Source organism: Gluconobacter oxydans (assembly GCF_006539685.1).
In the GTDB taxonomy this organism is placed as follows: Bacteria; Pseudomonadota; Alphaproteobacteria; order Acetobacterales; family Acetobacteraceae; genus Gluconobacter; species Gluconobacter oxydans.
The window spans coordinates 1-7,061 of the sequence record NZ_BJNM01000052.1; the positions used below are offsets into that span (position 1 = coordinate 1).

A 7,061-nucleotide genomic window follows, 5' to 3' on the forward strand; every position below is an offset into this window, starting at 1 on the left:
CTACATGGCGAATAACGTGAACTATCAGGCTGCTCGTGAAGCAGACGCGCTTCATAGAGCGACAGTTCCTCATGCGGTCTCCGCACGGTTGATCCGTGCGCGCCGCGCTCTTCATGTCACGCTCTCCAACGGTGTTGAAATGAGCGTACCGGTGGATCTGTTACAGGATTTGCAGGATGCTTCCCTGAATGATCTAGCCGAGATCGAGATCACCCCGCTGGGTAATGGCCTTCACTGGCCCCGTCTCGATGCCGATGTTCTGGTCGAAGGTCTGATCCACGGTATCTACGGTTCCCGAAGCTGGATGGCAGCACAGATGGGACGCGTAGGCGGATCATCCGCCAGCCCTGCAAAGACGGCAGCGGCACGCCGGAATGGTGCTAAAGGCGGTCGGCCAAGGAACGTTGCGTAAGGCACGGTTTCTGATATTTTTCCAATCCGTCAGGCCTGTAGACTTTTGCGAACTTTAATTCAGGGACCAGCAGCGTGATGTCGGAACATTCTGATCTGTTCCCGGAGTTGGGGCCGTCAAAACGCAGAGTAAGGTCTGTTTCTGCCGGGTCAGCGTGAAGAGGGCTTCTGAGCCGCCATAATCCGCTGTAGTCGTAATCCGGTAGCCTTTGGTCAACAGATTGGCCAGAGAGTCCTGCACGGGTTTGAGCGTTGTTGGTACCGACAGGGGGGCATAGGGAGATTTAACGCCTGACTGAGGCAGCCAGTCTCCTGTGTTCCGGGCAAAGCCTGATGCCGGGAGGAGGAGAAGCGGCAGGGCAGTGAAAGTCAGTATACGCTTTTTCAAGATAACTCTCCTGATCATATCCAGAGCTGTCGGCGGATGTTGATCAAGTTGCGCAATTTCTGGTCCTTGAGATTCTGTAAGATCTGTTCGTGATCAACCGGGTTATCTGGTGTCATAGCGGCGATGTTGCGATCGCACAGAGCGGTTTCCCCTGGCAGATCGTCACGGTACCAGAGCCAGAGGTCGATCGCCGCCTTGTCCCGGTCATTGGCACTGTGCAAACGGTAGCCGCGATACAAACGGCTCTGCTCTTTATCGTAACCCTGCGAGGTTGTGCCGAGTTCCTGTTCCACGAACTCTCCGAGTATGGAGAAGCAGGCATGAAACATGCGCTCATCCGCATCAGGATTGTCCGGCTCTTCCTGTCTGTCTGGCAGGTTATCCGTCATGGCTGTTCTTTCCTTTCTGCATGCTCTTTTTCGGCATCGAAGGCATGAAGCCCCGCGCGTCTCCAGCGTGTTTTCAGGTCGCCTGAAGCGGTATTCCTGCCATCCCGAAGCTGCCCCGCAATCTCCAGGAAGGCCCCGAGCAGGGTGGCGCGGTCGTCATCTGTCAGATCGACCAGTCCTGCCTTCTGGACCAGGCCGCCCAGTTCGATCAGATGATGGGTGCGTTCCCGTCGCGCCTTCGCCCAGTCGCGCATGTCGTTCCGTGCCTTTCGTGCCTGATGGCGATGGATCAGGGCCGCCTGCCTCCTGATCCGTCTTTCAAGCGCCAGAAGCTCCGTTCTGATCGTGTCCATTTCCTTTCCGGCCGCTCTTTTTTCCGCCGGCCTGAAAGAACGCCGTCCCCCGTTCGGTCCACCTCGCGACGGCTTCGGGTTTGCCGTCCGCCTGCTCGATAGCCGCAAGCAGTACACCGGCCAGCGCCTCGATCGACAGGGTATCGGCTCCCGTCGCCTCGACCAGTTCACCGAGCTGGATGGTTCTTTGCGCCTTAAGCTGCTTCGCCTTTTCCTGAAGCGCCTTCAGTTCCGCATCAATGTCCCGTGGCCTGCGCATTTCCGGTCCCCTGTCCTGCTGGTCTGTGCCATACTCTACCATACAGGCGAGAACCGCGTCACTCATCCAGACAAGTCAACCTTTATGGCGCAGTAAAATGTGAGTGCGCGCTTATACGTCACTTCGTGACGTGCGCTTAAGGGATGTGATAGGATCGTGCTCATGGCGATCTATCACCTGCATGCAAAGGTCATCAGCCGTGCCACCGGCCGGAGCGCCGTGGCGGCGGCAGCCTATCGTGCAGCGTCCCGCCTGCATGATTTGCGGCTAGATCGCGACCATGACTTTTCCAACAAGAGCGGCGTGGTGCATTCCGAGATCCTGCTGCCCGATGGCGCGCCGGAACGGTTTCTTGATCGTGCGACCCTATGGAACGAGGTCGAGGCAATCGAGAAGCGCAAGGATGCCCAGCTTGCCCGTGAGGTGGAGTTTGCACTCCCGCGTGATATGACCCAGGCGCAGGGGATCACGCTGGCACGGGATTTCGTGCGGGAGCAGTTCGTGGAACGCGGCATGGTGGCCGATCTCAATGTGCATTGGGATATTGGCGAAGATGGACTGGCGAAGCCCCATGCCCATGTGATGCTGTCCACGCGGTCTGTGGACGAGAACGGGTTTGGTGCGAAAGAACGCTCGTGGAATGACAAAGAACTCCTGCTGACATGGCGGGGGCGATGGGCGTCGCTCGCCAATGAACGGCTGGCTGAACTGGACCTGGATGTGCGGATCGATCATCGGTCGTTCGTGGCACAGGGGATCGATCTTGAGCCGCAGAACAAGATCGGTCCGGCCGGCATGCGTCGGGAAGAGCGGGGCGAGGACGCGGAGCGGGTAGCTGGCCATCTGGAGATCGCGCGACGCAATGGCGAGAGGTTGCTGGCCGAGCCGCATGTGGCGCTGGAGGCGCTGACCCGACAGCAGAGCACATTCACCCGTCAGGACCTGGCGCGGTTCGTGGACCGGCATACGGCAGATGCAGAACAGTTCAGTGCTGTCATGGTTCGGGTGGAGGCATGTCCGGAGCTGGTCGCGCTCGGGAAAGACGGGCATGGGCGGGAGCGGTTTTCCACGCGCGCGATGATCGGGGTCGAGCAGCGTCTGGAAGAAGCGTCGCTCGCGATGGGGCAGTCTCAGGGGCATGCGGTGCCGCTGGCGGTGCGTCGGGCGGCGATGGCGCGGGACGGGCTTGGGGACGAACAGGCGCTGGCGGTGGGCGAGGTCACGAAGTCCCGCGACCTGTCCGTGGTGGTCGGCTATGCCGGGACGGGGAAGAGCACCATGCTGGGTGTTGCTCGCGCGGCATGGGAAGAGGCCGGGTACCGGGTGCGCGGGGCGGCGCTGTCGGGGATCGCGGCGGAAGGTCTGGAAGCGGGGGCCGGGATCGAAAGCCGGACGCTGGCCTCCCTGGAGCGTGCGTGGGCGCGTGGGTTCGACCTGCTGGAGCGCGGGGACGTGCTGGTGGTGGACGAGGCCGGCATGGTGGGGTCACGGCAGATGGAGCGGGTGCTGTTGGCCGCGCGCAGTGCTGGGGCCAAGGTGGTGCTGGTAGGTGATTCCGAGCAGTTGCAGGCGATCGAGGCCGGTGGTGCGTTCCGGGCGGTGGCCGAGCGGGTGGGGTCGGTGGAGATCACGACGGTGCGCCGGCAGCGTGAAGGCTGGCAGCAGGCGGCCACGAAAGAGCTTGCGACCGGGCGGACGGATAGGGCGCTGGGACGCTATGAGGCGGCTGGCCTGGTGCGCGGACATGACACGCTGGAAGAGGCGCGCGCCGGGGTGGTGGCCGGGTGGGAGGAAGCCCGGCAGGCCGCGCCAGAAGACAGCCAGATCATGCTGGCGCATCGGCGTGTCGATGTGCGGGCGCTGAACGAGGCGGCACGCGAGATCCGGCGGGAGGCGGGTGAGCTGGACGCTGATGTCGAACTGTCGGTGATGACGGTTCAGGGGGAGAGGCGTTTTGCGCATGAGGACAGGGTGTATTTCCTGCGTAATGATCGGGACCTGGGGGTAAAGAACGGCACGCTGGGCACGGTGCGTGGGCTGTATGGCATGGATGAAGATCGGATCATGCTTTCTGTGCAGCTTGATGGTCCGGATGGCGTTGGGACTGGCCGGATCGTGTCCGTGCGGATGTGGGAGTATGACGCGCTGGATCATGGCTATGCGGCCACCATCCATAAATCGCAGGGTGTGACGGTGGATCGGGCGCATGTGCTGGCGACGGGGAGCATGGATCGGCACGGGGCCTATGTGGCGCTATCGCGGCATCGGGAGAGCGTGTCCGTCCATTGGGGCCGGGATGATGTGGGCGACCTTGACGGGCTGGTGAAGCAGCTGTCGCGCGAGCGGCTGAAGGATACCACGCTGGATTACCCGCATGTCCGGGATCAGGATGCCGGATTTGCGCGGCGGCGCGGGCTGCATGTTCCCGAGAGCGAGATCGTGGTGGAGCGTGAGAAGGCCGCCTCTGGCCCCCGGCAGGACAGGCAGGCCGAAGGTGTGCCTATGCCAGAGCCTGCGTCGGCACAGCAGAAACGCGGGATGTTCGACGGGCTGGACCTGTCCGTGCGGGGGCGTGGGCGGACGGTGGACAAAGACGTGTCGGCCGGGATGGATGCCGGGGCCGGGAAGGGGGAAAGTGGGGTTGAGCGTGAAGCTCCCGTCTCGCCCTTTGCCGGGTTGCGGCTGCCGCGTGTGCAGCGCGCGCAGGTGCCGGCCGGGCTGGGCGGGTTTGTGCCGGGTGGTGATCCGCTTCAGCAGGCGGTGGAGCAGTATGCGCGGGCCTGGGTGGATGCCGAGCGCATGGTGCGTCAGGAGCTGCCGGTGCTGGAGCACCAGAAGAAGGCGCTTTTTGAAGCCGGGCGGGATCTGGAGCGGGTCCGGCGTGGCGGTGAGGTGGATCTGCGAGCGGCGCTGAAGCATCAGCCGGAGATCCGGCAGGCGCTGTATGGTCTGGAAGGTCCGGCACGGGCGCGCAAACTGGTCGAGGGGCTGGAGCATGAGGACAGGGTGCGGAAGAGTCCGGATCTGCGGGCGGCGCGGTTTGTGAAGACCTGGGACGGGCTGAGCCGCGAGCAGCAGGGTGTGGCGCTCAAGGAATTGAAGCGGGATGCGCAGCTTGAGTCCATCCTGCGGGAGAAAAGCCGCGAGCTGGGCATCAGGAAGGGATCGACGCTCGATCACGGGCTGCATCCTCATCAGCGGGAGCAGTCCCTGTCGCGGTCCAGGTCGCGCGGTATGGATATGGGGATGTAATCTGCTTGAGAGAGGATATGTTGATGTGTATAATTTTCACTGGAGATACACATCATGCGAACCAACATCATTATTGACGATACCCTCATGACAGATGCGCTGAAGGCGTCTGGCGTCAAAACCAAGAAAGAAGCCGTCGAACTCGGATTGCGGACGCTGATCAAGTTGAATCAGCAGCGGCAACTGCGTTCCATGAAGGGCAGGCTGGAGTGGCGGGGTGATCTCGACGCCATGCGTTCCGACGTATGATTCTGGTCGATTCATCGGTCTGGATCGATTTTTTCAGGGGTACGGTGACGCCACAGGTTGATGCTCTGGACCGGTTGCTGGGAGAGGAACTGGTCGCCATTGGGGATCTGATGATGACGGAAGTTCTTCAGGGATTTGCGAGCGAACGGGATTTCAACAAGGCGCGGAGACTGCTTGGCGCTCTGGATCTGGTGGAGATCGGGGGGCGTGATGTCATGATCGAGGCAGCACGATATTTCCGTGACCTGCGTGCCAGAGGCATCACCATCCGGAAAACCATTGATACCCTGATTGCCACACGATGTATCGTAAGCGGGTATCGGCTCCTTTACAGTGACCGGGACTTTGATCCGTTTGTGACACATCTGGGGCTAGAACGGGTTGTCTGATTTCAGCGAGGTGACTGGAGAGGACATGCAGAAAAAAGAAGCGGCCGTTCGGCTGGGATCGCTTCTGGGGGCCATCGGTCGTGAGGTCGGTGTGCGTTTTTTCAATCCGTGGGAGGATGTCTGATGTCTGAGACAGATCCAGCAGCACGTGCGTTCGAGGATCTGTGCGCTGAAATGACGGTACTCCGGCGCAGCGTGGAAGCGTTGCCGCAGGCATGGTGGGACAATCGGCCTCCGGATTACACAGAGGATCTGGCCCGTGTCGTGAAGGCTATGAATGTGGTCGGCATGCAGATGCAAGCGATTGAGACCAACCCCACGCTGAAAATGACGCCACAGGCCTATGGTCAGGGGATCCGTCAGGCAGGCCTCTCCGCCAGTCAGGAAATGCAGACAGCCTTTCAGAAGGCGATGAATGAGGTTCGGGAAGAGCGTCAGGCGCTGGCGTCTATTATTGGTCAGTCCAGGCATCAGGAGCAGCAGAGCTGGTGGTTACTGGGTGTTGGATTGGTATGCCTCATTGTGGGAGTTGGAGTGTCCCCAGTTTTAGCGTCGCGTTTACCGTCGTCTGTTGGAACGCGGGTGGCGTCCTTTATCGTTGGGGAAGAAGATCGCTGGCATTCGGGGTCTATGATGATGGCGGTTGATAATCCCCAAGGGTGGCAGCAGGTTCTTCAGGCAAGCCAACTGGCGGCGGCGAATAGAGACAGGATTGCCGCTTGTCGGAAAGCAGAAACGGGACAGGAAAAAACTCAGCAACCCTGTATCATCACCGTTCCGTCTGAGTGAGCAAGACGCTCTTCAATATCAAAGAAATCCAGCTGGAGGGATCGAAGAACCGTCAATTGATGTGCGTGACCCGTGATTTCTGGGTTTTGTCGATTTGATTGACGGTGCTTTGGGTCACTTTTGACCTGGAGGGATCGAAGAACCCTTGATTGATGTGTTTGGTTCGTGATTTTAGTTTTTTGGTGATTTGATTGAGGGTTTCCGGGGTTCGTTTTCGCTCTGCGTTTTGAGCGGATCGCGGGCTATCGCCAGTGGGATGGCTACGCGCTCGCGTTCAACCTCTCGAGGAAGAGGAAGCGGCGCATGTTGTAGACAATATTGGCCAGCCCGATCCTCATGTTGGCCCGGGTAATACCCACGGTTCGGACGAACAGACCCATCTGCGATTTCTGATCGGCAAAGACATGCTCGACGCGCGAGCGGATCACTGATTTCCCTGCATTGGACCGCTGAATATGGCGAGGCATAGGCTTGAGATACGGCTTTTTCCTGTGAATTTTCGAGACGAAACCCTCTTTGTCCATGAAGTCCTCATTGGCTTTCGAGCGATATGCGGTGTCTGCCCAAACACTTGAGGCCGTA

At 60.3% G+C, this 7,061-nt stretch carries 9 protein-coding genes; 5 read left to right on the forward strand and 4 right to left on the reverse strand.

The genetic code is table 11. The annotated features are described in order from the left end of the window. The first annotated feature begins 4 nt into the window (after positions 1 to 4). Positions 5 to 412, forward strand: a complete 408-nt coding sequence (locus GOX01_RS11885) for a DUF2442 domain-containing protein (RefSeq protein WP_062268849.1) — start codon at positions 5 to 7, stop codon at positions 410 to 412. A gap of 401 nt (positions 413 to 813) precedes the next feature. On the opposite strand, the gene GOX01_RS11895 is transcribed toward GOX01_RS11885, so the two are convergent. The 3 genes from GOX01_RS11895 to GOX01_RS11905 all read right to left on the reverse strand — a co-directional run bounded on the left by GOX01_RS11895 (position 814) and on the right by GOX01_RS11905 (position 1,866). Beyond that, positions 814 to 1,188, reverse strand: coding sequence for a hypothetical protein (locus tag GOX01_RS11895; protein WP_062268843.1), 375 nt, complete (start codon positions 1,186 to 1,188; stop codon positions 814 to 816). Then, positions 1,185 to 1,442, reverse strand: coding sequence for a conjugal transfer protein TraD (locus GOX01_RS11900; RefSeq protein WP_062268851.1), 258 nt, complete (start codon positions 1,440 to 1,442; stop codon positions 1,185 to 1,187). Before GOX01_RS11900 ends, GOX01_RS11895 begins: the two co-directional genes overlap by 4 nt. Positions 1,443 to 1,506: 64 nt before the next feature. Further along, complete coding sequence (locus GOX01_RS11905) at positions 1,507 to 1,866, reverse strand: conjugal transfer protein TraD (RefSeq protein ID WP_174787492.1); 360 nt, start codon at positions 1,864 to 1,866, stop codon at positions 1,507 to 1,509. 96 nt (positions 1,867 to 1,962) lie between these two features. On the opposite strand from GOX01_RS11905, the gene traA reads away from it, so the two are divergent. The 4 genes from traA to GOX01_RS11925 all read left to right on the forward strand — a co-directional run bounded on the left by traA (position 1,963) and on the right by GOX01_RS11925 (position 6,479). Beyond that, positions 1,963 to 5,052 (forward strand): Ti-type conjugative transfer relaxase TraA, encoded by a 3,090-nt coding sequence (traA, locus tag GOX01_RS11910; protein WP_062268845.1) that lies wholly within the window; start codon positions 1,963 to 1,965, stop codon positions 5,050 to 5,052. Between the two features lie 54 nt (positions 5,053 to 5,106). After that, positions 5,107 to 5,301, forward strand: coding sequence for a type II toxin-antitoxin system VapB family antitoxin (locus GOX01_RS11915; protein WP_010516209.1), 195 nt, complete (start codon positions 5,107 to 5,109; stop codon positions 5,299 to 5,301). After that, positions 5,298 to 5,690, forward strand: coding sequence for a type II toxin-antitoxin system VapC family toxin (vapC, locus tag GOX01_RS11920; protein ID WP_048848569.1), 393 nt, complete (start codon positions 5,298 to 5,300; stop codon positions 5,688 to 5,690). The genes GOX01_RS11915 and vapC overlap by 4 nt, the downstream gene beginning before the upstream one ends. Before the next feature lie 123 nt (positions 5,691 to 5,813). After that, the gene (locus GOX01_RS11925; protein WP_062268847.1) at positions 5,814 to 6,479 is read left to right on the forward strand and encodes a DUF6118 family protein; all 666 of its coding nucleotides are present in this window, start codon (positions 5,814 to 5,816) and stop codon (positions 6,477 to 6,479) included. 260 nt (positions 6,480 to 6,739) lie between these two features. Here the strand turns inward: GOX01_RS11925 and GOX01_RS11930 are convergent. Further along, on the reverse strand, positions 6,740 to 7,061 hold a 322-nt coding region (locus tag GOX01_RS11930; RefSeq protein WP_141259263.1), incomplete at its 5' end, for a transposase.

Excerpts from the sequence above, each read along its gene's own strand:
- GOX01_RS11895 (WP_062268843.1), bottom strand. The coding sequence starts at position 1,188 with ATGACGGATAACCTGCCAGACAGACAGGAAGAGCCGGACAATCCTGAT.
- GOX01_RS11925 (WP_062268847.1), top strand. The coding sequence starts at position 5,814 with ATGTCTGAGACAGATCCAGCAGCACGTGCGTTCGAGGATCTGTGCGCT.
- traA (WP_062268845.1), top strand. The coding sequence starts at position 1,963 with ATGGCGATCTATCACCTGCATGCAAAGGTCATCAGCCGTGCCACCGGC.
- GOX01_RS11905 (WP_174787492.1), bottom strand. The coding sequence starts at position 1,866 with ATGAGTGACGCGGTTCTCGCCTGTATGGTAGAGTATGGCACAGACCAG.
- vapC (WP_048848569.1), top strand. The coding sequence starts at position 5,298 with ATGATTCTGGTCGATTCATCGGTCTGGATCGATTTTTTCAGGGGTACG.
- GOX01_RS11885 (WP_062268849.1), top strand. The coding sequence starts at position 5 with ATGGCGAATAACGTGAACTATCAGGCTGCTCGTGAAGCAGACGCGCTT.
- GOX01_RS11900 (WP_062268851.1), bottom strand. The coding sequence starts at position 1,442 with ATGCGCGACTGGGCGAAGGCGCGACGGGAACGCACCCATCATCTGATC.
- GOX01_RS11915 (WP_010516209.1), top strand. The coding sequence starts at position 5,107 with ATGCGAACCAACATCATTATTGACGATACCCTCATGACAGATGCGCTG.